This is a genomic window from Glaciimonas sp. PAMC28666, from assembly GCF_016917355.1.
Classification (GTDB): Bacteria; Pseudomonadota; Gammaproteobacteria; order Burkholderiales; family Burkholderiaceae_D; genus Glaciimonas.
On sequence record NZ_CP070304.1, the window covers coordinates 4301758 to 4327625 of the forward strand.

At 51.7% G+C, this 25868-nt stretch carries 22 protein-coding genes; 16 read left to right on the forward strand and 6 right to left on the reverse strand.

Going from position 1 to position 25868, the window contains the following annotated elements; all coding sequences use genetic code 11:
• Window positions 1–3: 3 nt before the first annotated feature.
• The gene (locus JQN73_RS18295) at window positions 4–627 is read right to left on the reverse strand and encodes a paraquat-inducible protein A (RefSeq protein ID WP_205320388.1); all 624 of its coding nucleotides are present in this window, start codon (window positions 625–627) and stop codon (window positions 4–6) included.
• A gap of 218 nt (window positions 628–845) precedes the next feature.
• Window positions 846–1550 (reverse strand): TetR/AcrR family transcriptional regulator, encoded by a 705-nt coding sequence (locus JQN73_RS18300; protein ID WP_205320389.1) that lies wholly within the window; start codon window positions 1548–1550, stop codon window positions 846–848.
• Window positions 1551–1900: 350 nt separating this feature from the next.
• Between JQN73_RS18300 and JQN73_RS18305 the strand changes: the two genes are divergently transcribed.
• From JQN73_RS18305 to JQN73_RS18320, 4 genes are all read left to right on the forward strand, one after another.
• Entirely contained in the window at window positions 1901–3580 is a 1680-nt protein-coding gene (locus JQN73_RS18305) for an efflux transporter outer membrane subunit (RefSeq protein ID WP_240162322.1), read from the forward strand.
• A 95-nt stretch (window positions 3581–3675) separates the two neighbouring features.
• On the forward strand, window positions 3676–4842 hold the full coding sequence (locus JQN73_RS18310; RefSeq protein WP_205320390.1) for an efflux RND transporter periplasmic adaptor subunit: 1167 nt from the start codon (window positions 3676–3678) through the stop codon (window positions 4840–4842).
• 19 nt (window positions 4843–4861) lie between these two features.
• Window positions 4862–7927, forward strand: coding sequence for an efflux RND transporter permease subunit (locus JQN73_RS18315; RefSeq protein ID WP_205320391.1), 3066 nt, complete (start codon window positions 4862–4864; stop codon window positions 7925–7927).
• A 284-nt stretch (window positions 7928–8211) separates the two neighbouring features.
• Entirely contained in the window at window positions 8212–8700 is a 489-nt protein-coding gene (locus tag JQN73_RS18320; RefSeq protein WP_205320392.1) for a hypothetical protein, read from the forward strand.
• Window positions 8701–8807: 107 nt separating this feature from the next.
• On the opposite strand, the gene JQN73_RS18325 is transcribed toward JQN73_RS18320, so the two are convergent.
• Window positions 8808–10103: a DUF2863 family protein gene (locus JQN73_RS18325; RefSeq protein ID WP_205320393.1), complete on the reverse strand. Its 1296-nt coding sequence runs from the start codon at window positions 10101–10103 to the stop codon at window positions 8808–8810.
• A gap of 249 nt (window positions 10104–10352) precedes the next feature.
• Between JQN73_RS18325 and JQN73_RS18330 the strand changes: the two genes are divergently transcribed.
• Together JQN73_RS18330 and JQN73_RS18335 are read left to right on the forward strand one after the other, a co-directional pair.
• Entirely contained in the window at window positions 10353–10643 is a 291-nt protein-coding gene (locus tag JQN73_RS18330) for an HU family DNA-binding protein (RefSeq protein WP_205320394.1), read from the forward strand.
• A 228-nt stretch (window positions 10644–10871) separates the two neighbouring features.
• Window positions 10872–11678, forward strand: coding sequence for an EamA family transporter (locus JQN73_RS18335; RefSeq protein ID WP_205323458.1), 807 nt, complete (start codon window positions 10872–10874; stop codon window positions 11676–11678).
• Between the two features lie 33 nt (window positions 11679–11711).
• Here JQN73_RS18335 and JQN73_RS18340 read toward each other — a convergent pair whose 3' ends face one another.
• Window positions 11712–12608, reverse strand: coding sequence for a 1-aminocyclopropane-1-carboxylate deaminase/D-cysteine desulfhydrase (locus tag JQN73_RS18340; protein WP_205320395.1), 897 nt, complete (start codon window positions 12606–12608; stop codon window positions 11712–11714).
• Between the two features lie 286 nt (window positions 12609–12894).
• Between JQN73_RS18340 and JQN73_RS18345 the strand changes: the two genes are divergently transcribed.
• Both JQN73_RS18345 and JQN73_RS18350 read left to right on the forward strand, forming a co-directional pair.
• Window positions 12895–13479: a gamma-glutamylcyclotransferase gene (locus JQN73_RS18345; RefSeq protein ID WP_205320396.1), complete on the forward strand. Its 585-nt coding sequence runs from the start codon at window positions 12895–12897 to the stop codon at window positions 13477–13479.
• Window positions 13480–13528: 49 nt separating this feature from the next.
• The gene (locus JQN73_RS18350; RefSeq protein WP_205320397.1) at window positions 13529–13918 is read left to right on the forward strand and encodes a hypothetical protein; all 390 of its coding nucleotides are present in this window, start codon (window positions 13529–13531) and stop codon (window positions 13916–13918) included.
• 44 nt (window positions 13919–13962) lie between these two features.
• On the opposite strand, the gene JQN73_RS18355 is transcribed toward JQN73_RS18350, so the two are convergent.
• Complete coding sequence (locus JQN73_RS18355; RefSeq protein ID WP_205320398.1) at window positions 13963–15477, reverse strand: efflux transporter outer membrane subunit; 1515 nt, start codon at window positions 15475–15477, stop codon at window positions 13963–13965.
• A gap of 124 nt (window positions 15478–15601) precedes the next feature.
• On the opposite strand from JQN73_RS18355, the gene JQN73_RS18360 reads away from it, so the two are divergent.
• The 8 genes from JQN73_RS18360 to JQN73_RS18395 all read left to right on the forward strand — a co-directional run bounded on the left by JQN73_RS18360 (window position 15602) and on the right by JQN73_RS18395 (window position 22603).
• A complete protein-coding gene (locus JQN73_RS18360) occupies window positions 15602–16705 on the forward strand; it encodes an HlyD family secretion protein (protein WP_205320399.1) in 1104 nt (367 codons plus the stop codon).
• 110 nt (window positions 16706–16815) lie between these two features.
• Complete coding sequence (locus JQN73_RS18365) at window positions 16816–18324, forward strand: DHA2 family efflux MFS transporter permease subunit (RefSeq protein ID WP_205323459.1); 1509 nt, start codon at window positions 16816–16818, stop codon at window positions 18322–18324.
• Between the two features lie 92 nt (window positions 18325–18416).
• Window positions 18417–18953, forward strand: coding sequence for a helix-turn-helix domain-containing protein (locus JQN73_RS18370; protein WP_205320400.1), 537 nt, complete (start codon window positions 18417–18419; stop codon window positions 18951–18953).
• 117 nt (window positions 18954–19070) lie between these two features.
• Window positions 19071–20036, forward strand: coding sequence for a ketopantoate reductase family protein (locus JQN73_RS18375; protein WP_205320401.1), 966 nt, complete (start codon window positions 19071–19073; stop codon window positions 20034–20036).
• Between the two features lie 220 nt (window positions 20037–20256).
• Window positions 20257–21240, forward strand: coding sequence for an aldo/keto reductase (locus JQN73_RS18380; RefSeq protein WP_205320402.1), 984 nt, complete (start codon window positions 20257–20259; stop codon window positions 21238–21240).
• Between the two features lie 387 nt (window positions 21241–21627).
• Window positions 21628–22002 (forward strand): hypothetical protein, encoded by a 375-nt coding sequence (locus JQN73_RS18385; protein ID WP_205320403.1) that lies wholly within the window; start codon window positions 21628–21630, stop codon window positions 22000–22002.
• Window positions 22003–22049: 47 nt separating this feature from the next.
• On the forward strand, window positions 22050–22262 hold the full coding sequence (locus JQN73_RS18390; protein WP_205320404.1) for a hypothetical protein: 213 nt from the start codon (window positions 22050–22052) through the stop codon (window positions 22260–22262).
• Window positions 22263–22300: 38 nt separating this feature from the next.
• Window positions 22301–22603, forward strand: coding sequence for a hypothetical protein (locus JQN73_RS18395; protein ID WP_205320405.1), 303 nt, complete (start codon window positions 22301–22303; stop codon window positions 22601–22603).
• Between the two features lie 62 nt (window positions 22604–22665).
• Here JQN73_RS18395 and JQN73_RS18400 read toward each other — a convergent pair whose 3' ends face one another.
• Window positions 22666–25860: an error-prone DNA polymerase gene (locus JQN73_RS18400; RefSeq protein WP_205320406.1), complete on the reverse strand. Its 3195-nt coding sequence runs from the start codon at window positions 25858–25860 to the stop codon at window positions 22666–22668.
• Window positions 25861–25868 lie beyond the last annotated feature (8 nt).

Here is a 25868-nt window from a genome sequence, read left to right on the forward strand (position 1 = left end):
TACTCACGGTGCGCCTTCGTCGGATGATGCGGCCACTGTCTGCCAAAGATAGCGCGGATCAAAGGAAATGATGGCCGCCAGCAAAATGGTCAACACGCCGAAAGCCCATAATGCAATGCCCGGCAAAACGGTCGCCATGTTGGAGAGTTTGACGATGGCGACCAGAACGCCGAGTAAAAATACTTCGATCATGCCCCACGGACGCAGCGCCTGCATCGTATGTAGCAGCCAGCGAAAGACCGGTGGCTGTACCGCTTCCGAGCGTGGCACCAACAAATAAATGAGAATTATCAGCTGTAAGGCAGGGGAAAGTATGGTGGTTGCTAATACCAGAAAAGCCACCAGCGACATGCCTTCAGCATACAACGCCAGCACCGCGCCGAATAGCGTTGTCTGATTAGTGAGGCCCTGCAGCTCAATCTCTACAATCGGAAAGGCATTGGCAATAATGAATACAATCAGGCCAGCTACTGCCAGCGGCAAGATGCGTGCGCGTGCGCGTGAGAAATCACGACCTAGTTCGGTGCCGCAACGCACGCAAACAGCAATTTCGCGGTGATGCAGTGAGCGCTTCTGATAAATAGCGTCACATCCTTCGCAAGCGATCAGATCGGGGAGTTCGCGCATGGTAGACCCGGGGCGTCGTTGAATGTTAATAGGCCGAAATCAATTGGGTGAAATGAATACTGTAAAAAATAGGATGGAAAACGTGGGTACGCAGAAACGTTAAAGAATAATTGTTCGCTTGTTACATTTCGGAACGATGGCGAAGTATCGTTCCGGTGTAATGGATTAGCGGGAAAAAGCGATCATGATGCGTGTTTTTCATTTTGCCTTGGTTTCGATTATTTATTCCGGGGTAACGTTCCATTTAGAAATAACTTTACCGCGCTTTCGATATGCTGGTCTAGCTCAGTTTGTTCAATTCGATGCATTAAGCCAAACAAGGCATGGTGAAGTGGGGCAGAAGTCACCATGCTGATAAATAATCGTGCAGCCATGATGGGATCTTCTATTCGCAATGTTCCTCGGTCTACCTGCGCCCGGAGATAACCGGCAACTAACGATTCGGTGTGCATGGGACCGGCCTTGCAGACATTTTCTGCCAGGTCGGGAGTGCGCGCGACTTCTGCTAATCCAAGCCGATATAGCCTGATGGCGTCGGTAGAAATAACGCGAGTGACAATGACGGTGCCGAGTTTGGTCAACGCGGCTTCGGGGGTGCAGGTGTCAAGCACACCATCTTCAATCACCTTGGTGAGCTCATTCACTACTAATCGTTTTACTGTTGCTACCAACAGTGCGGACTTGTTAGCGAAAGTTTCGTAAATGGTGCGTGTGGACACGCCAGCGGCGCGTGCAATCTGAGCAATGCTCGCCAGTCCGTATCCCTCCTTCAAAAACACAGTTGTCGCTGCATCCAGGAGGAGGTCAAGGCGTTCGGCCTCCGTACCTGAGCGCGGTCGGCCCAGGCGGGGCTTTTTAGTATTTTCTTCGGCACTAGAAATGCTGACTTCCCCGACAACTGCCGCGATCGTTTTTTGCTTCACTGTTTGTCTGATTTTGGGTGCCGTAATTTTCATGGATAAATAAAACGTTTGGTTTTTTTAATTCATGCTACATTAACACACTTCATTTTTATAATTGCGGATGGCGCGATAGTACGGTGTATTAATGCCGCGCAGCTGAGCGAGTGAAGCAGCGATATGTTAAATAATCGACATCCGTTATTTCCATGCGTCACTTGGTTTGCAGAGTGACAGTGCGGCTCTTCTGTCTGAGAACAAATTAGGTAAAATCGCCGGTATTCCGTTATTCGAAGCATGCCTTTAATGATGCGGTGGCGGCCCAACGGCAATTAAGTCGGATACTAAGTCGGATACTAAGTCGGATAAGAACCATGATATCTATTAAGACACCAGACAAAACGCGCGAACTGCCAGTTGAGGTCAACCAATCCATTATCGGACAGCGTGGCCGAATGGACCAAGCACCTTCTTTGCTCAGGCACGGACTACACGGACTACACGCACTACACGCAAGATACGTACAACACGTACAACACGCACGACGCCTATATTTAAGCCTTGCAATTGGCTTCTTGCTCTCAGGTTGCGCGGTTGGTCCTGACTTCAAAACTCCCGATGCTCCTGCGGCTGGTGACAACTACACGCCGGCACCGCTACCGTTGCAAACCGACGCCTCGCCCGGGCCAGCTGGCCTGGCACAGCATTTTGCTGCCGGGCAGGATATTCCGGCGCAGTGGTGGTCTTTATTTCAGTCGGTCGCCTTGGATCAACTGATTCGTGATGCGCTTAAGCGCAGCCCCAATATGGCTTCCGCCCAAGCTTCTTTGCGGCAAGCGCAGGAAAACCTGCGCGCTCAGACGGGAAGCCTGCTCTTGCCGAGTGTCTCCGGTCAGCTAGGCATCACTCGTGAGAAAGCTAGTCCGCTGAACGCTGTCGGTAACGGGGTGTTTAATTTGTATAACGCTTCGGTGAACGTTTCTTACACCCTAGATGTGTTCGGCGCAAATCGTCGTCAGCTTGAAGGGTTGAAGGCCACTCTTGACTACCAGCAGTTTCAGGTGGAAGCCACTTATTTAACACTGACATCAAATCTGGTGACCACCGCGATTCAGGAGTCATCATTGCGTGCACAACTGCAGGCAACGCACGAGATACTGAAAGCCCAGGAGCAGCAGTTAGATGTCATCGAAAAACAATTCAGTTTTGGTGCCATTCCACGTTCTACGATTTTGCTTCAGCGTAATACGGTGGCGCAAACGCGTGCAACCATACCACCGCTGGAAAAAAACTTGGCTCTAACGCGTAATCAGTTAGCCGTCTACGCTGGCCGATTGCCGAGCGAACCGGGCTTGCCTGAATTTGATCTGGCGTCGCTAAAGTTGCCGCAAGACTTACCGGTCTCATTGCCATCGGCATTGGTGCGCCAGCGGCCCGACATCCGTGCGAGTGAATCCTTGCTGCATCAGGCCAGCGCTCAGGTCGGGGTTGCTACTGCGAATCTTTATCCGCAGATCAATCTCACCGGCAGTTACGGTCCGGTCGCTACCGAGTTTCCTAAGCTATTCACCAGTGGCGCAGCTATCTGGAGCCTTGCGGCGGGATTGACCCAGCCGATTTTCAACGGTGGTGCTCTGACCGCCAAGAGACGTGCGGCCATCGCCGCTTACGATGTGGCCGCGGCGAATTATCGGGGAACTGTATTGACGGCATTTCAAAATGTTGCGGATACCTTACGGGCGCTGGATTCTGACGCCTCTACGCTTAAGCAACAAGCTGAAGTCGAGTCGCTATCGCGTGAGTCGCTGGACCTGAGCACCCAACAGTTCAAGCTTGGCGCGATTAGCTATCTTACGCTCCTTGACGCGCAACGCACCTATCAGCAGGCCAGAGTCGGATTGGTGCAAGCACAAGCGGCGCGCTACGCAGATAGTGCTGCGTTGTTCCAGGCGCTGGGCGGCGGTTGGTGGAATCGCCCCACATTGGCAGCCGCATCGACCGGCGTGACGTTGCCAGTGTCAGACTCAAGCCTGGGCACAGCGCAAACCCGGTAAAGATTGAAGGTTCGGCCCGTTTTATCCTGCACGCTATAGCCTTATAAAAGACCACAAAATAACATCTGAATTCAGAATGCTAAAGGGATGTACCCATGACTAAACGCATGCTAATTATGCTCGGAGCGGTGGTCGTTTTGATCGCTCTGCTGGCTCTAGGATTTTTTCTGCATATCAAAAAATTGATTGCCAGTGCGCCGAAGCAGGGCGCGCAGACGATATCGGCGACGACCATCAAAAAGGTCGAATGGCAGCCGCACTTATCGTCGGTAGGTACGATGGTAGCCGTGCGGGGCGTTGATGTCACCACCGAAATCGCGGGTCTGGTGCGGACGATTAACTTCAAGTCTGGCGACGACGTCAAAGCTGGCCAATTGCTGGTGCAACTCAACGCCGATTCCGACATCGCGCAATTGCGTTCGCTGGAAGCCAATGCTGAACTGTCAGCCTCAGTACTGGCACGTGACAAACAACAATTTGCGGTGCAGGCGATTAGTCAGGCGCAGATCGATAGTGATCAGGCCGACCTGAAAAGCAAGCGCGCCCTGGCGGCGCAGCAGTCTGCCACGGTCGACAAGAAAACCATCCGCGCACCATTCGCAGGGAAATTGGGTATCACCACCGTCAATCCCGGGCAATATCTCAATCCTGGCGACAAGATTGTGACCTTGCAAACGATCGATCCAATTTATGTAGATTTCTTTATTCCGCAAAAGCAATTAGGCGGGTTGCTGGTTGGACAGGTATTGAATCTGACGAATGACGCTTACGCTAATACGGCCTTTGCCGGCAAAGTCACTGCCATCAGTTCAAAGGTTGATCCGGCAACGCGTAATGTACAAGTCGAGGCCACTGTGGCAAACACCAAACGCCAGCTATTGCCAGGCATGTTTGCGAATGTCAACGTTGAAGTCGGTGGCAAGAAAATGTACTTGACGCTACCGCAAACCGCGATCACCTATAACCCGTATGGTTCTACTGTATTTGTGATTAAGCCAGCGGAAAAGAAACCGGCTTCCAAGGATTCTTCCGCAGCTTCTAATCCGCCCAATGCCCCTAAAGAAGGCGATCTGGTCGTCCAGCAAGTCTTTGTGACAACTGGCGAAACCCGCGGTGATCAAGTTGCGGTGCTCACCGGCCTGGAGGAAGGCCAGCGTGTGGTGACCAGCGGACAACTAAAGCTGAAGAACGGCACCGCTGTAGTGATCAACAATACGGTCCAGCCACTCGACAATCCGAGCCCGACCCCGCAGGAACACTGAGTTACCAAGGCGCCTACTCATGAATTTCACCGATATCTTTATTCGCCGGCCGGTTTTGGCTATGGTGGTGAGCTTGCTCCTGGTGGTGCTGGGATTACGTTCACTGTTTAGTCTGCCCATCAATCAATATCCCAAAACACAAAATGCGGTTGTCACCATTTCGACCACCTATTACGGTGCCGATGCGCAGACCATAGCGGGCTTTATTACCCAACCGCTGGAGTCCGCCATTGCGCAGGCGCAAGGGATTGATTATTTATCGTCCAGCAGCAGCAGCGGCGTTTCGACCATCACGGCGACTTTGCGGTTGAACTATGACGCCAATCGTGCACTGACCGAAATCAACACCCAAGTCAGCTCGGTCAAAAATCAGTTGCCAGCGCAGGCGCAGCAACCGGTATTGACAGTTCAAACCGGCCAGACCACAGATGCCATGTATCTGGGGTTTTATAGCAACACGCTGCCGACTAATAATGTGACCGATTTTTTGAGCAGGGTGGTGAAACCGAAGCTGGACTCGGTAGACGGCGTCCAGACCGCCGAACTGTTGGGAGCGCGCTTGTTCGCCCTGCGTGCATGGCTTAACTCTTCCAAAATGGCCGCCTATGGTGTGACCGCCGCCGACGTTAGTACCGCCTTGGCGAATAATAATTACCTCGCAGCGCTGGGATCGACCAAAGGCCAGATGGTCACGATACCGTTAACCGCCGGGACTGATCTCCATTCGGTCGACGAGTTTAAACAGCTCGTGATTAAGAACAGCGGCGACTCTGTGGTTCGGCTTGAGGATCTGGCAACGGTCTCGTTGGGTTCAGAAAATTACGACTTTAACGTGGCCTTTAGTGGCGTGCGTTCGGTTTTCATCGGTATCAAGGTTGCACCAGACGCCAATATTCTGGATGTCGCCAAACGGGTACGGGCAGTTTTTCCAGGGATTCAGTCACAATTACCCGCTGGTCTGAGGGGCGAAATAGTATATGACTCCACCGCGTTTATTAACACCTCGATTAAGGAGGTCATTAAAACGTTGGTTGAGGCGCTGGTGATTGTAACGATCGTGATTTTCCTCTTCCTTGGCAGTTTCCGAGCAGTGCTGGTGCCTGTGATTGCGATGCCGCTGTCACTGATCGGTACCTTCGTTGTGATGCTGGCCTTGGGGTATTCAATCAACTTGCTGACGCTGTTGGCCATCGTGCTGGCAATCGGCCTGGTGGTGGACGATGCGATTATTGTGGTTGAAAACGTTGATCGACATATGAAGGAAGGGAAGTCGCCGATGGATGCGGCCCTGCTGGGCGCCCGCGAACTGGGTAGCCCGATTCTGGCGATGACGGTCGTGTTGATAGCGGTGTATATACCGATTGGTTTTCAGGGTGGTTTGACCGGCGCGTTGTTCACCGAATTTGCATTTACCTTGGCCGGTGCGGTGGCGGTATCGGGCGTCGTTGCCTTGACGTTATCGCCGATGATGTGCTCTCGCTTCTTCCGTCCTGAGCAGGATACTGGCCGGTTTGTACAAAAAATTGATCGGATATTTGAAAAGGTGCACCGCACCTATCAGCGCACGTTGCATTCATTGCTCAACACGTGGCCGGTATTGATCGTCATGGCGGCAATATTGATGGTTGTGCTGGGGTTGATGTTCAAGATGTCACAATCTGAACTGGCACCGGAAGAAGATCAGGGCATCGTCCTGTCTCAGGTAGTCGGTGCGCCAACGGCCACTTCGGACCAGATGCAGACCTATGCGGACCAGGTGTTCAAGGTCGGTAAGAGCATGTCTGAATATAGCCAGATGTTCCAGATCACCGGTGTTCCGACTGTGAATGCAGGTATCGGCGGCATGTTGTTGAAATCATGGGAAGATCGGACCCGCAGCGCCAAAGAAATCCAACAAGATTTGCAGGCGCAATGGAATAAGATTGCCGGTGCCAAGATTGCTGCCTTTCAGTTCCCGGCGCTGCCTGGATCTTCCGGCTTGCCGGTGCAGTTTGTGATTACCACGACCGAACCTTTCGAAAATCTGAATACCATAGCGCAACTGGTATTAGACAAAGCGCGTACCTCTGGCAAGTTTTACTTTATCGATGCCGATTTGAAGATCGACAAACCGCAGGCCACAGTAGTGGTGGATCGCGATAAGATCGCTGCCCTTGGTATGACCCAGCAAGATGTCGGGTCGGCCCTGGGGGCGGCCTTAGGCGGCGGTTATGTGAATTATTTTTCAATCGCGGGACGTTCGTATAAGGTTATTCCACAGGTCTTGCAGGTCGACCGTTTGAATCCGGCTGAGGTGTTGAATTTTTACATCAAGACCCCAACCGGCACGATGATACCTGCGAGTACTGTTGCGCATATCAAATACGACATCGTCCCGGAAGCGATCAATCGCTTCCAGCAGCTCAATTCAGTTACGCTGTCAGGCGTTTCCGGCTCCTCGCAAGGGGATGTGCTTGCCTTCATGCGTAGCGCAGTGGCAGAGGTCGCACCTAGCGGTTATACCGTTGATTATTCTGGACAGTCGCGGCAGTTCATGCAGGAATCGGGCGGTTTTCTGGTGACGATGTTGTTTGCCGTAATTATTGTGTTTTTGGCGCTGGCTGCATTGTTTGAAAGTTTCCGTGATCCGATCGTCATTCTGGTCTCCGTGCCACTGGCCTTGTTCGGCGCGACAATGTTTATCTTCCTGGGTTTCGCCTCGATCAATATTTATACCGAGGTGGGATTGGTGACGTTGATGGGACTAATTAGCAAACACGGAATTCTGATCGTTGAAGTCGCCAATCAATTGCAGAAAACCGGGATGGCCAAGCGGCAAGCGATTGAAGAAGCTGCCGCCGTGCGGTTACGGCCAATTCTGATGACGACAGCGGCAATGGTATTTGGGGTGCTGCCACTGGTGGTGGCTTCAGGGGCTGGTGCTGCAGGTCGACACGCAATGGGACTGGTGATCTTTACAGGGCTGTCGATAGGGACGCTATTTACGCTGTTCGTAGTTCCCGCCATGTATTTATTCCTGGCCGAGGACCATCAAGTGGCTGCTGCAAAAAAAGCGCCTTCGGGGAAATTATTGCAGGCAGATTAAGAATTGATTGAACGTCAGGTGGCTTTGACGGTCTGAAGTTTAGGTTTAAATCATCGGCTTAATCTTTGGATTAGTATGGTGGTTTAAATCTAAATTTGATTTGATTTGATTTTCATTCTACGCGACGCTTAAGGTCAGCCTTTGAAAGTATGCTTCGCCGCTTTCCCTGTTTTGCGACAATTTATTACATCTTGAGAAGTTGAACACTGGCATCATCGACATATGCAAGATAATTCGTCTTGAGCCCCCAGCTAACTATTGGGGGCACTTAAAAGGAGGTTTTTATGCTATCCCCCCGATACTCGATCCAGACATCCCATATAGCGGTACAACGTAGTCCAAGGTTTTTTCACGTCTCGTTTTTAGCTCTTGCCACATTCGTGGCCATGCTTGTTGGCACTTCAGCACACGCCGCAGATAGCACCCAATCGAATGCCAACGCTGCCTATCAACGGCAGCGCACTGCTTGCATGAACGGAACCTCAAATGAAGACCGGGCTACTTGCCTGCGCGAAGCTGGTGCCGCTCTTCAGGCTGCAAAAAAGGGCCAGTTGACCGATCCGCAAGCCCAGCTGGAGCAAAATAGATTGAGTCGTTGCAATGCATTGCCGGAACAAGACCGTTCGGACTGTGTGCAGCGCATGCAACCGGGTGGCGTAGTAGAAGGAAACTCACGCTCCGGTGGTATCTTAAGAGAGAGTGTGACAACAGAAGTGGGGCCACCTGTGATTATTAATCCACCCGCAAACAACATGCCGGGCGGCAGTCAATAATCCTTCTGCAGGATGGTTCTGCAAGATAAACCGCCACGCTGTGAAGGGTGGCTTACACGACCGCGGCTAAACTAACAGCTTTGCTCGCGGTGGTCTTTATTGCCGACCTAGGTAGGCTTCTTTTTTCCATTGATATCGGCTTCGGTTTCGCCTTCTGCTATGGATTCTTCAAAGGCCTGCACGTCGATTGCCTGTCCATAAACATCAAACTTCATGGCTATTGATAGCGACTTGACGCCAATGGTCATCAGTGCGTCGTAGGTGTCATCAATCTCAGTGCCGAGTTCACGTGTGACTGCGGAAGGTTTTTCGGAAGAGGCAATCAAGGCGCCATCCACGTCGTTATATAAATTTACCCGTAAAACCACGTCACCACGGACTTCTGCCGGTCCAATGATGGCGGTGGTGCTTTCTGCGGGTATACCCTGTTGCTCCAAAGCGTGATTTAATTCCGACATCATCTGCAGCATGAAGTATTCCGCGATGCCGCGTTCTTTCCCCCCGTGGAATAAATCTTGATAAAGAAAATTAACATCAACTGCGCGACCATCGGTCACCAGACATTGTTTGATTAATGGCGCAGCTTGCTCGGTCCAGTTCTGAAAGCGCTTTTCACGGGCCTCGAAATAGGCGTCAATAGCCGCATCATCTTCCGGTACGTGATAAAACGGGTCGTCAGCCGTTTTTAAAGCGAATCCAAGCAAAAAGCGGAGTTCTACCGCCACATCGTCCGCCCCGAAATCGCTTTCAGGCCAACCGCCAAAACTGCTGTCAATGGCCGGTGTCGCGGGTACTTTTTTATCGGTCATAGAGGCAAATGCATCGCGCACCATCGCATTGATGTGGCTAAAGGTGATACTGTCGATTTCATCCAAATGGTAGGCATAGCTCACCAGAACGACTCTGGCGTTCTGGCTTTCCAATCCGGCTTTCTGTACGCTTTTGGTCAGCAGATCGAATGCATCCTGATGTTGAAACGACTGCGCGCTGTCCAGGCCACCCACGGTCCGCACAAACATCGGAATTAAAAATGCATTGATTTCAACCGTAATACCCTCGTCGCGGCGGATCAGGACGACTTCGGCCGCTTCTTCAATGCGCTCTTTAAGCAATTGATAGACAGCCAGATCCGCATGCTTCAAACGATCCAGCGATTCGTACAAGACGTCGTCTTTTTTTTGATGTAGACTTTTTTTGATGATCTTGTGGACTTCTCGTTCTTGATCTTTTAATGTATCCCTCAGGACTCCGGTTCCATCCAGTGCGCCGTTTTCGCTAACGGTACCGATTTCCTGCTCGGCCAGTCCGATGGAAAGGTCGCACAGTTGCTGAACCAGATTATCCTGAATTTCCTCGTCGGTAGGGGCGGATTTTCTTGATGCTGGTCGCTTGTTTTTTGGCATGATTTTTTATTAAAATAATACGAGAATCGGTTAGCATAGTCATGCGAAGGTCGTCGCGCATGCTGGAATTTGAACATAATTATCCCCTATCACTGCAATTTCAGGAGAGGAACAGACGTTGAGGGCCCACATTTGCGTTAAATAATGTGAAATCAGAACTATTTTTCCCTCATAGTGGACTTTTTTCTTTCGTTTAGGCAATGCAGTGCTAGAATTTTCTTTCTATCAACCTAAAGAGTGAGTCATCAAATGAATAAAAATGAATTGATTGAAGGTATTGCTGCAGATTGTGAACTGTCAAAAGCAGCCGCTAAACGTGCTGTCGACTCTTTGATTGCAAATGTCATCAAAGCAGTTAAGAAGGGCGATTCCGTCCAATTGATCGGATTTGGTACTTTCGGTAGCGGTAAACGCGCCGCTCGGGTTGGACGTAATCCACGTACTGGCGAAGCAATCAAAATTAAAGCAGCAACAACGGTCAAATTCACCGCCGGCAAAGCATTTAAAGATGCTGTAAATGGCGCAAAAAAGAAGAAGTAAGCTTTTTCTTTTGGGCTGATTTTAAAAAATGGCGAACCAACGTTCGCCATTTTTTTTCTTCCAGGCCGATTGCAGTGCTGACCTGCAGTGGCGTCATTGAGATTAGAGCAAGTTTGGTAACAGTAAAGATCAAAAAGATAATTTATGCAGGATAGTACAGAAACACCGATCTTGGCTGCCATGAAAGGGCAGGGCAAAGCGCTTTCAATCGTCTGTCTGCTGGTCGCCATGTCATCACTGCAGGGCGGCGCGGCTTTGGCTAAAAGTCTGTTCTCAGATATTGGAGCTGAGGGGGTTACCGCCCTGCGGATCGGATTCTCAGCGATCTTTTTATGTGCGATCTTTCGTCCCTGGCGGACGCCTTTAAAGCAGATTGTCTGGCTTCCCATTGTTCTTTACGGGACTGCATTAGGTTGCATGAATCTGGCGTTTTACATGGCGTTGAAAACAATCCCGTTGGGGCCAGCAGTCGCCATCGAATTTAGCGGGCCTCTGGCCGTCGCGATATTTTATTCCCGGCGCGCGGCTGATCTGATCTGGCTTGGGCTGGCGGTATTTGGATTGTTCTTGTTGTTGCCGATCGGTCAACTATCGGGCGGGTTAGATACGACCGGTATTTTATTTGCGTTATTCGCTGGCGCTTGTTGGGCTGTCTACATCATTGCCGGTAAAAGGGCGGGCGATGCGAACGGCCGCGTGAGCGTTCCGCTGGGTGCGTTGGTGGCGACCATGTTTATCTTTCCCATCGGCTGGGTCCACGCCGGAAGTGAATTGTTCTCGTTGTCGATTTTGCCGACTGCGCTGTTAGTCGCACTTTTCTCCTCGACGCTGCCGTACAGCCTGGAAATGATCGCATTAACCCGATTACCCTCTAAAACGTTTAGTACGTTAATGAGTCTTGAACCAGCGTTGGGTGCGATTTCCGGTTATCTGTTTTTAAAAGAAGGATTGACGACATCGCAGGGAGTTGCGGTGTTATGTATTATCGTCAGCTCAATGGGTATCACGGGAGCGATAGGCCGAGCGCGAAAGTGAACGTCGCTACGTGCCGGGCTCACCGGCACGTGTTCAATCTACATATCCGCGTGCTCCCTGCATGCCGCCAGTATGAATAGCAATGATGCGTTCGTCGTCGCGGAACGCATGGGCATCGGCCATTTTTTTCAACGCGAAAAAGAGTTTCCCAGTGTATATCGGCTCAATCGGAATGCCGATCTCTTGTGTAAAGTCACGGCAGAACTGGCGTAGTTCGGGTGGGACCTTTGCGTAACCACCATGATGGGCATCGGTAATCAGCTGGTAATTTGTATAAGTTGGATAACCAGCTTGCTGTAACAGTGATGCGATTTCTTTGTGAAGGTAATCGGCATTTTTGAGCACAGCGATCCCGATAACGCGCCCTCGACCTCGCAAACCTGCCAATAGTCCGGCCATGGTGGCACCAGTCCCGCATGCCACCATCATGATCTCCGGAATAAAGGGAAGCTCGTCCACCAACTCTGCTACACCCCGCAAAGCGTCAGGCGTACTGCCGCCTTCGGGGAACCAGACGTCGCTGGTATCGGAGGCGAGGATAGTCCGCCGCCATTCCTCCGGATCGTCCCGCAACGCACGATAAGCTTCACGCGACACAAATTGAATCTCCATACCAAGCCTGCGGCAGTCGTCCAGCGTGGCCGTACTCATCCCTTGCGCTCCACGCACCAGCCCTCGCGTCGGCCATCCCGCGCGTGCACCGGCATGCGCTAATGCATGCAGATGATTAGACCAGGGGCCGCCCATCGTGTGCAGCCTTACGCTGAGATTGCGCTCCTGAAGCGCTAACAGTGGATATTTAAGCTTGCGAAATTTATTTCCCGAGACCTCCGGATGAATCAAGTCATCACGTTTGATCCATACCGGGTGCGCCAGGAGTGCTGATGGCGGTAGCTGCTGAAGGGGCGATGGCGGAACAGAAAATTGCATAAAAACGGCGTGCTCACAATTTGGTAGGGCGAAATGTTTATCTGTTATTTCAAGGGAGTGACAATTCTGCAGGCTGTTGTTTAACAGCATAAAAACAGCAACGATTAAAATTTTTTTTTAGAAAATTAGCACATTTTGCCAAGCAGGCTCGGAAAGAAATCGGTAGTATTAGGTTTTAGCCATGTAAATATGTCCCGCATTACACTCCACGCATATGGTTATTGAAAAAACGCATGTCGTATCTGCTTGAAAAAAGTTAAAAAGAAAAAAGTTTAAAGGTTTCACGATGCCTGCTGATACAACGGCAATTAATAAGTTGATGGACAGGTTTAATGATCACTCTAGCGTATGGTTGTTCGGATACGGATCATTGATATTCAAAGTTGGTTTTCCGTTTGTAGAGCGGAGACCAGCATATATTATGAATTGGAGCCGGCGTTTCTGGCAAGGATCTTACGATCATCGCGGCACGCTTGATGCGCCGGGCAGGGTGGTTACCCTCATACCACAAGCCGGTGCGGCCTGCGAGGGGATCGCTTATCTGATTACACCGGATATTCTGGAGCAAATTGATTTTCGCGAAAAAAACGGCTATCTGCGCCTTTGTACAGAAATAGCGTTTGAGGATGGGACTGTGGCTGAAGGGCTGGTCTATATTGCGACAGAAGAAAATACGGCGTTTCTTGGCCCCGCGACCGAACTTGATATTGCCCGGCAAATCGCGGCATCTGTCGGGCCTAGCGGGCCTAATAAAGATTATCTGACGGGTCTGGCTGAAGCACTGCGCGAGCTAGGTAAAGAAGATCAGCACGTGTTTGAGATTGAACGACATTTGATGTCCATGCAGGATAAAGTTGAATTGGTAATTTAAATCAGCCGTGGCTGAAGGTGTCGATAATGCTTCAAGACAGGGACGTTTAATGATCCAGGAAAATTCGATCACAACCGCATCGGTGACGTTTGCATCGCCCCTGAGCCTATACCGGTCGATTTCACGGGTATGGTCTGGCGACACTTCAAGTCCAACCGGTGCCTGGTCTCAATCAAATCCAGCGCAGAATCATTGCAGTGTTACCGCGCTTGTAGTGCAAGATCATTTCGGCGGTGAGATCCTGACTACCCGGACCTCTGGAGGAACGCACTTCTATAATCAAATTCACGGGATAAAGTGGGATCTGACGGTCAGCCAATTCGCCGAACCTGTGCCCTATGACGACACTCCGTCGTCGCGCGATATTGCCTTGGCGGACACCACAGAGCAAAAGGTCGCACTACTCACAACGCGACTCAAGCAGTTTACTAATTATTAAGAGCAGCACGCTTTTGCGATCAAGCAGACTCGAGGGTGGCAAAATCACCATCCTCCGCCCAGCGCTCTAAACGTGGCAACTGCTGCGCGTGCGTTATCCGCATGCGCCTGCGCCAGCTGATCGCGGCCAGTTAATAACAGACGATCTTCCTCCAGCACCTCGGTCAGGCTGATTGCGCCACCCTTGTAGGCTTGCTCTGACGCATCGCGTGCGCGCTGATGTGCATCCACCTCGCGCGCCAGCTCATGACTTTGTGCTTCGCATTGAACGAGTGTCATGATTGCGTTTTCGACATCTTCTGTAGCCCGTAACATGGACAGGCGATAGGCTATTAATGCTTCGTTGTTAGCACCTTTAGCGCGGGCGATCTCTGCGTCAATGCGACCAAAATCGAACAATCTCCAGCGCAAACCTAATCCAATCGCTGGCTGAAAGCTGCCCGAGGTGAGCGCGCCAGCCGCACCTAAACTGCCAAATCCCAGCAAACCGGAGAGAGATACTTTGGGATAATATTCCGCCATGGCGACCCCAATTCTGGCATTGGATGCAGCCAGGCGCCGCTCTGCAGCAATCACGTCAGGACGACGCCGCAACAACGTGGTCGGGTTTTCTGCCACGGCGATGGCAGGGATGACTGAGTTGTCTACCGATTTCACCAATTCAACAGCACTTTGATTTGCCGGCGTCCCGGGCTGTTCACCCATCAAAACGTCCAGGCGATTTAACTGTTTCTCCAATTCGGAACGCAACGGTGGAATGGTTGCGCGCGCTTCAGACAATCGGGCTTGCGCCTGCGCCTGTTCGCGATTATTGGACAAGCCTTCCTGCAAGCGAATGCCCACCAGTTGTAGTAAGCGACCATCGGTTTTGACCTGATTTTCTGCGAGCTTGATGCGTGTTTGTGCGCCCCGAAGGCGAAAATATGCGTCCGCTGCTTCCGCGACGACCGAAAGGCGAAAACCTGAATGATCGGCCTCAGCCGCCTCTTCTTCCGCATTCGCTGCCTCACTACCGCGCTTCAAGCCGCCAAAGAGATCAAGCTCCCAACTGGCACCCGCACCCAGATCAACATAAGTCTGGGTACGCTCATATCCCGGAAAGGTGCTGGCGATTTTCCCAAGAGGGCTATTCAGAGACTGCTTGGCCCGGGTCGCGTTAGTGGTGGCATCCGCTTGTGGAAGGCGTTCAGCGCCGGCCGCCGTGGCAATGGCGCGCGCCTGGGCGACTCGGGCAATGGAAGCGGCTAAATCCAGATTCTGCCGCATGACGCGCTGGATGATAAGCGTCAATGCTGGATCTTCAAATCCTTCCCACCAGGTCTCCAGTGCAGGCATCGGGCCAGCGCTCTGCCGTGCATTGAGCATGTTGGCGTTGTGCAACGCGGAAAGGTTGGAATCATTGGGTTTTTGATAGTCGGGGCCGATAGCACATCCCGCTATTAATCCGCTCAACGCTAGCACTGCGGCGCTCAAAAATGGGAATCTGAGATGGGGAAGTGGGACAGGCGCTGATTGGTTTGGAGAGAGGCGCTTGCGTTGTGTCTCGGTGCGTGTGTTCATGCTGTCATTTTTCTCAGAGAACGAAGTTTAGAAATAGTTACTTGCATTTCGATAGTTAGTAGCTTAATGTAGTAGCTATCGTAATGCAAGTAACTTAATTCAATCTCATCTACCGGGTCACATCATGGCGAAAGAAGTCACCGAACTCAGTGCAAAAAATAAAACTGAGGTAGCACCAGAACGAAAAAAAAGCCGACTAATCATCATTGGTGCGGTGGTTGTTTTAGGGTTGGGCGCAGTTTTTTACGGTCATCACTGGTATACGACCGGGCGCTTTATGGAGGACACAGACGACGCCTATGTCGGCGGTGACGTGACGGTCATCAGCCCGAAGGTGGCAGGTAATATTACGGAAATAGTTGTTGGCGATAATCAATTGGTACATGCTGGCGATGTGCTGGTCAGAATTGACAATCGCGACTACCTGGTTGCGTTGTCGCGCGCGAAAGCGGCGGTGGCTTCGGAAGAGGCTGAATTAGCCAACATGGATGCAATCCGCTATTTGCAAGAATCGGTGATCGATCAGGCCAAAGCCGGCATCTCCGCCACCGACGCTGAAACTAACCGTGCGCGTGACGACCAGAGTCGCTATCAAAATCTGTCTTCCAAGGCCGCGGTATCGGTTCAAAGCTTCCAAAAAGCGGATGCCGATTATAAGCAAGCGCTCGCAGGTAGTCAGAAAGCGCATGCTAATCTCAACGCTGCGCAACGACAGATCGATGTGATTGCGACGCAAAAGCAAAAAATTCAGGCAGCGTTGGCGCAGGCGGTCGCGTTACGCGATTTGGCTGAGTTAAATGTGAGTTATACCGAATTGCGCGCGCCGATTGACGGCGTCATTGGCAATCGCCGGGCGCGGCTTGGCGCCTATGCGACCGTCGGGGGGCAACTGTTAGCTATCGTTCCCGCACAGGGTTTATGGGTCGATGCCAACTTTAAAGAAAACCAGTTGGCGCATATACATCCAGGGTCGGTTGTCACGATAACAGCCGACGTTCTGCCTGATGAAATATTTCGTGGTCATGTGGCGAGTCTGGCACCGGCTACCGGCGCGCAGTTCAGTATTCTCCCTGCTGAGAACGCCACTGGCAACTTTACCAAAATCGTGCAGCGTGTTCCGGTGCGCGTGATTCTTGAAGGCGAAGGCGGCAAACTGGGCAAGTTGCGGCCCGGCCTGTCCGTCAATGCGCAAGTTGATGATCGGCCCGCCAGCCGAGCCAAATCTTGAGCGCCGTTCCCGCGAGTGCAGGCGGCATTAAAAATGGTGCCGGTGTGGTGAAGGCGTTTCCGAAGTTGAGCGAATTGTCTCAGGGCGCAAAGATATTTGCTTTTGCCAGCATGTGCGTTGGGATGTTTATCGCGTTGCTGGATATCCAGATCGTCTCCGCATCGCTGGCTGATATTGGTGGCGGCTTGTCTGCCGGAGCCGACGAAACCGCATGGGTTCAGACCAGTTACCTGATTGCTGAAATTATCGTCATTCCGCTGTCGGGATGGTTATCACGCGTGATGTCAACGCGTTGGTTATTTTGTGTCTCTGCGGTGGGCTTCACGATTGCCAGTTTATTGTGCGGCATGGCCTGGGATATCAACAGCATGATTTTCTTCCGGGCGCTCCAGGGATTTCTCGGTGGTTCGATGATTCCGTTGGTGTTCACCTCGGTCTTCCTCTATTTTACCGGCCACCAACGCATCATCGCCGCCGCAACTATCGGCGCATTATCATCGCTGGCCCCTACACTGGGGCCGACAATTGGCGGCTGGATTACCAGTAACTATTCGTGGCACTGGTTATTCTTTATCAATCTGGTGCCGGGAATTTTTGTTGCCGTGGCGGTCCCGAAGCTGGTACATATCGATCATCCCAATGTGTCGCTGCTGCGGGGTGCGGATTATTTCGGCATGACCATGATGGCGATTGCGCTTGGGTGTCTGGAATATACCCTCGAAGAGGGGCCTCGCTTAGGGTGGTTGGGCGACGATGTCATTCGCACCACAGCCTGGATAGCAGGGCTGGCGGGTGTTGGCTTTATCTGGCGGAGCCTCACATTTGCGAATCCCGTGGTCGAGCTGCGCGCGCTGAAAGATCGTAATTTTGCGTTGGGTTGTTTTTTTTCTTTTGTCACCGGCATCGGCATTTTTTCTACTATTTATCTAACGCCAGTGTTTTTAGCCCGGGTCCGCGGATTCAGCGCGTTGGATATTGGTCTGGCGATTTTTTCTACCGGCGTGTTTCAGGTATGCGCTATTCCTTTTTATACTTATCTTGCCAGGCGCGTCGATTTACGCTGGTTGCTGATGATTGGTCTCTCGGGTTTTGCGCTGAGCATGTGGAATTTTATGCCGATCACGCACGACTGGGGCTGGCGCGAATTCTTGTTGCCGCAAGCGTTTCGGGGTTTTTCACAGCAATTTGCCGTCGCGCCCACGGTGACGCTGACGCTCGGCGCGCTAGCCCCTGAGAGACTAAAGCAAGCTTCGGGGCTGTTTAATCTGATGCGCAACCTGGGTGGGGCGATTGGTATCGCAGTGTGTGGCACGATTCTCAATGATCGGACCAATCTGCATTTTTTGCGACTGGCTGACCACTTAAATGCTGGTAACGTGGCGATGACCGACATGCTGCAATCGGCGGGCGGCAACCTCAGCGCGTGGGGACTGAACGCCACCGACGCACAACTCGGCGCGCTGAAACAGTTATGGCGTCTGACCATGCGTGAAGCGCAAACGCAGACGTTTGCCGATGCCTTTTTTGTCGTAATGCTGTGTTTTGTGGTCGCCACTGCTTTGGTCCCATTTATGAAAAAAGTAGCCGCACCTAAAGCACCTTCTGTTGACGCCCATTGAGCCCGCACGTCAACCGTCTCAGGAAAGTTACTTGCTCTATGATAGCGACCGGTCTATGCTTTATAGCATGTAGTCGGTAAAGGAGAAGTCTTATGCATCGTAAAAGCTTTAGCAATATGAGTTGTCCCATCGCCCGCAGTCTGGAGCGGGTGGGTGAATGGTGGAGCATCCTTATTCTGCGCGATGCTTTTTACGGGATGACGCGTTTTGACGAGTTTCAAAAGAGTTTAGACATCGCGCCGAACATTCTCACCAGACGGCTGACGGCTTTGGTCGCCGAGGGTCTGATGGAACGCCGTCAGTATCTGGAAAAGCCACCGCGTTACGAATACCTGCTCACCGCCAGCGGCACGGCCTTTAAACCGGTGATGATTGCGCTATTAGCGTGGGGAAATGATCATTTCACACCCGACGGCGTCAGCGTAGTGTTGACCGATCTCCACACCGGCGCGATCGTTGAGCCGGTTTTGATCGATGCCAACAGCGGTAAACCGATTGTTGGCGACAACTACGTGCTAGGTGCCGGGCCAGCCGCGAGCGAGGGCATTCGCAATCGTATGGCTTACGCGGCAAAAAAATGTTCCGCACCCGATATGATGCCGGACTTTCCATCGGAATTGATGGAATAATTGTTCAGCGATGTTCAGCGATGTTTAGCTTTGTTTCAATACTGTCCAGTCTGGTTGTATAGCAGCTCGCGATAGCTTCTTTTCAATTTACATCACGTTATCACCCAAGGAAATGTCATGCGTTTTTTGATTGTAGGTGCCGGTGCACTTGGTGGATATTTCGGCGGACGGCTGCTGGAAGCCGGGCAGGATGTGACATTTTTGCTGCGACCACGCCGCGCCGCCCAACTTGAAAAAACTGGTTTAATCATTAAAAGTACTTTAGGTGATGTGGCGTTGCCTCCGCCGCCATACGTGCTGGCAGAAGATCTGGTAAAAAGATCTGGCGTGCCTTTCGACGTAATCATTGTAGGCTGCAAGGCCTACGATCTGGGGCAGACGATGGAATCATTCGCCGCGGCGGTAGGGCCGGACACGGTCATACTGCCGTTGCTCAATGGCATGCGTCACCTTGACCAATTGTCTCAGCGATTCGGGCAAAAACATGTGTTGGGCGGGCAATGTTTGATTTCCGCTGCGCTTAATCCGGATGGTATCGTGATGCATTTGAACGACACGCACGGGTTGTCGTTCGGTGAACTGAATGGGTCAAATACGGACCGGATCGATGCGTTGAAAGCGGCCTTCGCCGACGCTCGGTTCGATGGCAAGGCCAGTGCGATTATTTTGCAGGAAATGTGGGAGAAATGGGTCTTCATTGCCTCAGCGGCCAGCATCACCTGCCTGATGCGTGCAACGGTGGGCGATATTGTCAGTGCCGGCGCGTCTGACATAGTCTTGTCAATCTTTGAGGAGGGTAGTGCCATCGCACTTCAAAATGGGTTTGCTTTGCGTCCAGCAGTTGCTGAACGTGGCCGATCAATTCTGACGGCTATCGGCTCGCCACTGACCGCTTCAATGTTCAAGGACATCGCGCGCGGCGCACCAATCGAAGCTGATCATATTATTGGCGATCTTCTTGGACGGAGCGCCGTAAAAAATAATGGCCTTTCGCTCCTTCGCGTGGCCTATGCCCATTTGAAAATCTACGAGGTAAAACGGGCAAGGGGAGCCGCTGAAGCGGTGTCCTTGTTAAGCGTATAAAAGCATGCCGGAGTGACCCGATCAGGACGATAACTGTTTCCGCTGAGAGATAATTCACCGAGTGTCGATTTTGTTGATGTCGAAACCGATATCAACCAAGGCAAAGTTCTCATTGGATGTATTCTTTAGAAGGCTCTATAGTCGCTGTTGATTAGAATGCACATTCAATGCTCCCACGCTTAGCGTAAGAGCAGCAATCAACATACAGGTGGAACAAACAATGGAATATCGCGTACTCGGCCGCACTGGCTGGAAAGTCTCAACGGTCAGTTTTGGAAGTTGGGCAATTGGGGGCACCTGGGGCACAGTCAACGACGATGAATCGCGTCTGGCGTTGCATAAGGCCGTGGACGAAGGCGTCAATTTTTTCGATACCGCTGATGTGTACGGGGATGGCCGCAGCGAGCGACTTCTGGCGCAGTTGCGCAAAGAGCGCAGTGAAAAAATTTATATCGCCACAAAGGCAGGGCGGCGCCTCGACCCGCACGTCACTGAGGGCTACAATCGCGTAAATCTCACGGCCTTCGTTGAGCGGAGCTTACGTAATCTGAATACCGACGCGTTGGACTTGTTGCAACTGCATTGTCCGCCGACGGATGTGTACTACATGCCGGAAGTATTCGGCGTATTGGATGATCTGGTCAAGGCCGATAAAGTGCAATATTACGGCGTGAGCGTTGAACGGGTGGAGGAGGCATTGAAGGCGCTTGATTATCCTGAGGTTCAAAGCGTCCAGATGATCTATAACATTTTTCGTCAACGGCCACAGGAGCTGTTTTTTGCTGAGGCAATGCGCCGCCAGGTTGGTATATTGGCGCGATTGCCCTTATCTTCCGGCATGCTATCCGGTAAATTCAATCCTGCCAGTACCTTCGCAGCGGACGACCATCGGCAATTCAATCGTCAAGGTGCTGCCTTTGATCGGGGTGAGACGTTTTCAGGGCTGGATTACGCGACCGGTCTGGAAGCGGTCGAAGCGTTGCGGGCATTGGTGCCGGCGGGCATGTCAATGGCCCAGCTGGCACTGCGCTGGATTTTGATGTCGCCCGCGATCACCTGCGTTTTGGCCGGTGCGAAGCGCGCAGATCAGGTGGCAGAAAATATGCTCGCTGCGGATTTACCACCGCTACCTGATGGCTTGATGGAAGCAATCGATGCGCTGTATCGCGAGCGCGTCCGACCGCACGTGCATCATTATTGGTAATCGTTGTATGGCGCTGTCACAAAGCACCTGTCTGGGAGTAGCGCCAGTGACGCTGAATGCCAATCAATGACGCCGTAAATCCCTCTGCTTTGGCTAATTCGCCGATAACAATTGCGTCTTGCGGCGCTTAGTCGACTTGCAAATGTTGTCCTCTTGCTATGAATTGATGGCTTGTTTTGACCGCACTCAGCCTAATACAGAAAATTTAATCGTTAGCGGTGGGTCAGATTTTGGCGTAATAACCGCATAAATGGTTTTAATGCCTGTTTTCTGCGTCATTTCTGCTAATAAGCCTGCTTTACGACTGAACTGTTATTTGTGCTGCGTTAAAATGATGCACGTTTTCAGCAGGCAGAAAATAACAGAATAGAGTGAACAGGAATTGTAATGAGCAATGGTCAAACAAGTTTAACAAAAGACGAATACGACGCTCTGGCGCAGATCGCACACCCACGTCACCGTGGTCCCGAAACCGCTTGCATCGCCCGCAATGCGAAGCGTTTGTCGGGTCTGAAATACGTTGCCTACGGTAAGAACGGCCAACTGGCATTGACAGAAAAGGGTGAACAAACGTTGTTTGTTAAAAGTTGCATAGAAGGATTGCGCGCTATTTCGACCGATCCACTGGCGCCGCTTGAGACGGATGTTGAAGTATTTCTGGGCAGAAAAGGGCACATCGTCCAGAGTGAATCCGGAAACGGCTTTGAAATTACCTTGCGCGGGCGCGAAAGCCTGGCTGACATCGACTCCAACGCTGGCTAATGTTCGCGTGGTGATGTTTTTTTAAGTTAGCCAATAAAGGAGTGCGTATGTCCTGTGATGCTTGCAATGCAATAGAGTTGAGAAAACGTAAAGGCGTCGGTCATGCCCGCCTGGTACAAATCGGTGAGCCGGTTAAAGTGCGCAATATGGGACAACCTGCAGTCATCATGACCCATTACGTTTGTGAGGAATGCGGTGTAAAGTGGCAGTATGAGGATGACCGGCGCGATGTTTATGCTGGCTGGTCGATTGAGGCTTAATGGCGCTTGAGCACCGCTAAGATTCGAAGGAGCAAAAAATGCACAAAAACGTGGATACCAGCGAACAGAAACCTGCGTCACAAGATGATAAAAAATCTACGCCTCAGACATCGGCGTCTGAGTCTGCATCTTCATCTGCGAAGTCCTCTCCGTCAGTGAAGGATCATGTCTTGCACGAAGTCTCGGTGGAGGCCGATGGCACAGAAGATCCTGGTGCCGGAATCGAGCAAATGGTTGAGTCAAAAAAGGAAAGTGGTAGCAGTTTGCAGCACGCTACCGCACCAGATGCTGCTGTGCCTCCAGCATCAGACAAAGCGGCACCGACCACCTCACTTGATTGAATTAAGAGATGAGTGGAGAGGGTGACAAAACGGCCATGCGTCTGTGCTGGTTTCATTGCACCTCAACAAAAATCTCGGCTATTCGTTTGTAATCGACCTAACAATGCAGATAAATCCACCAGGCGTTTGGCGACCAGATGCCTGACGTTATCTTTAGTTTGCCAAATGCCATAGACCCCCAGCAAGGTAGCGCCGAGTAATTCTTTGCGTTGTTTGTCGACCAATCCCGGCCAGACAATCACATTGATTGAGCCGGTCTCATCTTCGATGGTGACGAACATGGTTCCTTTTGCCGTCCCGGGACGTTGACGGACCGTGACAATACCGCAGCCACGCGCTAGTTGATCGTTGGCAAAGGTATTCAGGATATCGGCTGGTACAAAGCGTTTCGCGCTTAATTGTTCGCGCAAAAAGGCTAACGGATGCCGACCAAGCGTTAATCCTAACGTGCGGTAATCGTTAACCAGACTTTCCGCTTCGCTCGGTGCGTTTAGCAAAAGGGCAGGTTCTTCTACAGTTGCAGTTTTTAATAAGCCTTTTTCGGGCGCACTGATCAGTGCTTGCCACAATGCTTGTCGACGATTGCCGGATAAGGCGATCAATGCGTTGGCCGCTGCCAGTGCCTGTAACTGATCGCGTTTTAAGTGGGCGCGCAAAGCCATGTCGTGAATGTCGCTAAATGCCCTGATGGCACGTGCTGCTTCGATGGCAATGACGCTGTCGGCGCTGAGGCCACGCACCATATTCAATCCCAGTCGTACCGCCATCCGTCCTTCTGGCTGCATAGAATGTGCTTGCGAAGACGTTTCGAGGGCCGCATCCCAATTGCTGATGGTGACATCGACAGGTAACACTTCAACGCCGTGGCGTCGCGCATCCTGGGTCAGTTGCGATGGCGAATAAAATCCCATCGGCTGGCTATTTAAAAGCGCGCAAAGAAAAGCTTCCGGCTCGTGGCATTTCAGCCATGCACTGGCATAGGCCAGCAAAGCAAAACTGGCTGCATGACTTTCTGGAAAACCATATTCGCCAAATCCTTGAATCTGGCTATAAATCGCTTCGGCGTAGGATCGTTCATATTTATTATTTGCAGTCATGCCATTGATTAATTTTTCGCGATATTTATCCAGTCCACCTTTGCGTTTCCATGCCGCCATAGCGCGTCGCAGTCCGTCCGCTTCGCCCGGGGTGAATCCTGCCGCAATGATGGCAATTTGCATCACCTGTTCCTGAAAAATAGGAATGCCTAATGTGCGACCTAGCGCCACTTTTAATTCATCATTAGGCATGTTGTCTTTTTCTAGCCCCTGTTTTCGCCGGAGATAAGGATGCACCATGCCACCCTGAATGGGGCCGGGCCTTACGATTGCCACTTCAATGACCAGGTCATAAAATGTCCTCGGGCGCAAGCGCGGCAACATGCTCATTTGCGCGCGACTTTCAATCTGGAATACGCCGACGGTATCGGCCTCGCAGATCATGTCATAGGTCGGACTATCTTCAGCAGGGATGTCGCGCAGTTCAAATGGTTCGCCGCGTTGCTGCGCCACCAGAGCCAAAGCACGCCTTAACATGGTCAGCATACCGAGAGCGAGTATGTCAACTTTAAGTATCCCTAACGCGTCCAGATCGTCTTTGTCCCACTGCACCACACTACGGTCTTTCATCGTTGCGTTTTCAATCGGCACCAAACGCGATAACTTACCGCGTGAAATCACAAAGCCACCGGGGTGCTGGGACAAATGGCGAGGAAATCCCAGTAACGTATGGGATAGCGTGGACCATTGTTGCGCTAGCGCTGACTGAGGATCAACCCCACACTCTACAAAACGCTGGTCCAGATTGTGTTTATCGTCCCACCAGCGATGCGATTTGGCGACCTGATCGACGACACCGAGATCGACACCTAAAGCCTTGCCGACATCGCGCAACACGCTGCGCGGCCGATAACTGATCACCACTGCCGTCAGCGCCGCCCGTAATCGTCCATATTTTTTATAGATATATTGAATAACTTCTTCGCGTCGTTGATGCTCAAAATCGACATCGATATCCGGTGGTTCGTTGCGTTCCTTGCTGATGAAGCGTTCAAATAAGAGTGTGCTGCGGGCCGGGTCCACGGCGGTGATGCCGAGACAATAACAAACGGCTGAATTCGCGGCTGACCCGCGCCCCTGACACAGTATGTCCTGGCTGCGCGCAAAGCGGACGATGTCGTAGACAGTTAAAAAATAAGAGGCATAACCGAGATCGTTGATCAGGTCGAGTTCTTGCTCAACCTGTTTTTGTACCGAGAGAGGAATGCCTTTTGGAAATAGCTGGTGCGCCCCGATGTAGGTTTCCTGCCGCAAATAAGTGGTAGGGGTTTGACCCGCAGGGACCAGCTCATCGGGATATTCGTAACGCAATTCATCTAGTGAAAATTTGCACAAATTAGCAATATTGATGCTCTCTGCTAACGCAGCGGGTGAGTAAAGATTGGCCAGCCGTAATCGCGTCCGCAGATGTTGTTCGGCATTCGGTGCCAGATCGTAGCCGCACGCTGCAATGGGCTTCCCCAAGCGGATAGCGGTCAGCGTATCCTGCAACGGTTTACGCGAACGTACATGCATGCAGACATCACCTGTGGCGACGATCGGAACTGAAAATTGATTTGCAATCTTTTCGACGATAACGCGATGTTGATCATCGGTGGCACGATGCAGTAATGTCAGGCCGAGCCAGCCACGATTGGAAAAGTTTTTTTGTAGCCACGCAGTCTGCTGCGCCAACGTAACAGCATCAATACCATGACGTGCCAATAATATGATCAGGCAATCAGGCAGATTGCGCAGATGGGCATATCCGTTGTCGCTTTTGGTAGAGCCATCAAGCGCACTAAGGTCCTCAGCACACAGGCGATATGTCCCCTTGATTGCGCGGGTGCGAGCCAGTGTGATCAACTCCGACAAATTGCCGTAACCTTCACGATTTTGCGCCAAAACGATGATTGAGAAGGTAAGGTTGCCAGCCTGGTCAACCAACTGAAATTGGCTGCCAATAATCAGGTGCAGCTTATGCACCTTGGCTTCGGTATGGGCGCGCACAACGCCAGCCAAAGAGCACTCATCAGTGATGGCAAGTGCTCGGTAGCCTAACTGGGCAGCGCGGGCCGCCAATTCCTCCGGGTGCGATGCGCCACGCAGGAAACTGAAATTGCTGGCGCAATGCAGTTCAGCATAGTCCGGGAGCGTTGATTTTGGGGAGGGGAAATTCATTTTTGTAG

What these genes read in the sequence shown, in the direction of transcription:
- JQN73_RS18295 (WP_205320388.1), bottom strand. Translation starts at nt 627, where the DNA reads ATGCGCGAACTCCCCGATCTGATCGCTTGCGAAGGATGTGACGCTATT.
- JQN73_RS18305 (WP_240162322.1), top strand. Translation starts at nt 1,901, where the DNA reads ATGATATCTATTAAGACACCAGACAAAACGCGCGAACTGCCAGTTGAG.
- JQN73_RS18310 (WP_205320390.1), top strand. Translation starts at nt 3,676, where the DNA reads ATGACTAAACGCATGCTAATTATGCTCGGAGCGGTGGTCGTTTTGATC.
- JQN73_RS18315 (WP_205320391.1), top strand. Translation starts at nt 4,862, where the DNA reads ATGAATTTCACCGATATCTTTATTCGCCGGCCGGTTTTGGCTATGGTG.
- JQN73_RS18320 (WP_205320392.1), top strand. Translation starts at nt 8,212, where the DNA reads ATGCTATCCCCCCGATACTCGATCCAGACATCCCATATAGCGGTACAA.
- JQN73_RS18325 (WP_205320393.1), bottom strand. Translation starts at nt 10,103, where the DNA reads ATGCCAAAAAACAAGCGACCAGCATCAAGAAAATCCGCCCCTACCGAC.
- JQN73_RS18330 (WP_205320394.1), top strand. Translation starts at nt 10,353, where the DNA reads ATGAATAAAAATGAATTGATTGAAGGTATTGCTGCAGATTGTGAACTG.
- JQN73_RS18335 (WP_205323458.1), top strand. Translation starts at nt 10,872, where the DNA reads ATGTCATCACTGCAGGGCGGCGCGGCTTTGGCTAAAAGTCTGTTCTCA.
- JQN73_RS18340 (WP_205320395.1), bottom strand. Translation starts at nt 12,608, where the DNA reads ATGCAATTTTCTGTTCCGCCATCGCCCCTTCAGCAGCTACCGCCATCA.
- JQN73_RS18345 (WP_205320396.1), top strand. Translation starts at nt 12,895, where the DNA reads ATGCCTGCTGATACAACGGCAATTAATAAGTTGATGGACAGGTTTAAT.
- JQN73_RS18350 (WP_205320397.1), top strand. Translation starts at nt 13,529, where the DNA reads ATGATCCAGGAAAATTCGATCACAACCGCATCGGTGACGTTTGCATCG.
- JQN73_RS18355 (WP_205320398.1), bottom strand. Translation starts at nt 15,477, where the DNA reads ATGAACACACGCACCGAGACACAACGCAAGCGCCTCTCTCCAAACCAA.
- JQN73_RS18360 (WP_205320399.1), top strand. Translation starts at nt 15,602, where the DNA reads ATGGCGAAAGAAGTCACCGAACTCAGTGCAAAAAATAAAACTGAGGTA.
- JQN73_RS18365 (WP_205323459.1), top strand. Translation starts at nt 16,816, where the DNA reads ATGTGCGTTGGGATGTTTATCGCGTTGCTGGATATCCAGATCGTCTCC.
- JQN73_RS18370 (WP_205320400.1), top strand. Translation starts at nt 18,417, where the DNA reads ATGCATCGTAAAAGCTTTAGCAATATGAGTTGTCCCATCGCCCGCAGT.
- JQN73_RS18375 (WP_205320401.1), top strand. Translation starts at nt 19,071, where the DNA reads ATGCGTTTTTTGATTGTAGGTGCCGGTGCACTTGGTGGATATTTCGGC.
- JQN73_RS18380 (WP_205320402.1), top strand. Translation starts at nt 20,257, where the DNA reads ATGGAATATCGCGTACTCGGCCGCACTGGCTGGAAAGTCTCAACGGTC.
- JQN73_RS18385 (WP_205320403.1), top strand. Translation starts at nt 21,628, where the DNA reads ATGAGCAATGGTCAAACAAGTTTAACAAAAGACGAATACGACGCTCTG.
- JQN73_RS18390 (WP_205320404.1), top strand. Translation starts at nt 22,050, where the DNA reads ATGTCCTGTGATGCTTGCAATGCAATAGAGTTGAGAAAACGTAAAGGC.
- JQN73_RS18395 (WP_205320405.1), top strand. Translation starts at nt 22,301, where the DNA reads ATGCACAAAAACGTGGATACCAGCGAACAGAAACCTGCGTCACAAGAT.
- JQN73_RS18400 (WP_205320406.1), bottom strand. Translation starts at nt 25,860, where the DNA reads ATGAATTTCCCCTCCCCAAAATCAACGCTCCCGGACTATGCTGAACTG.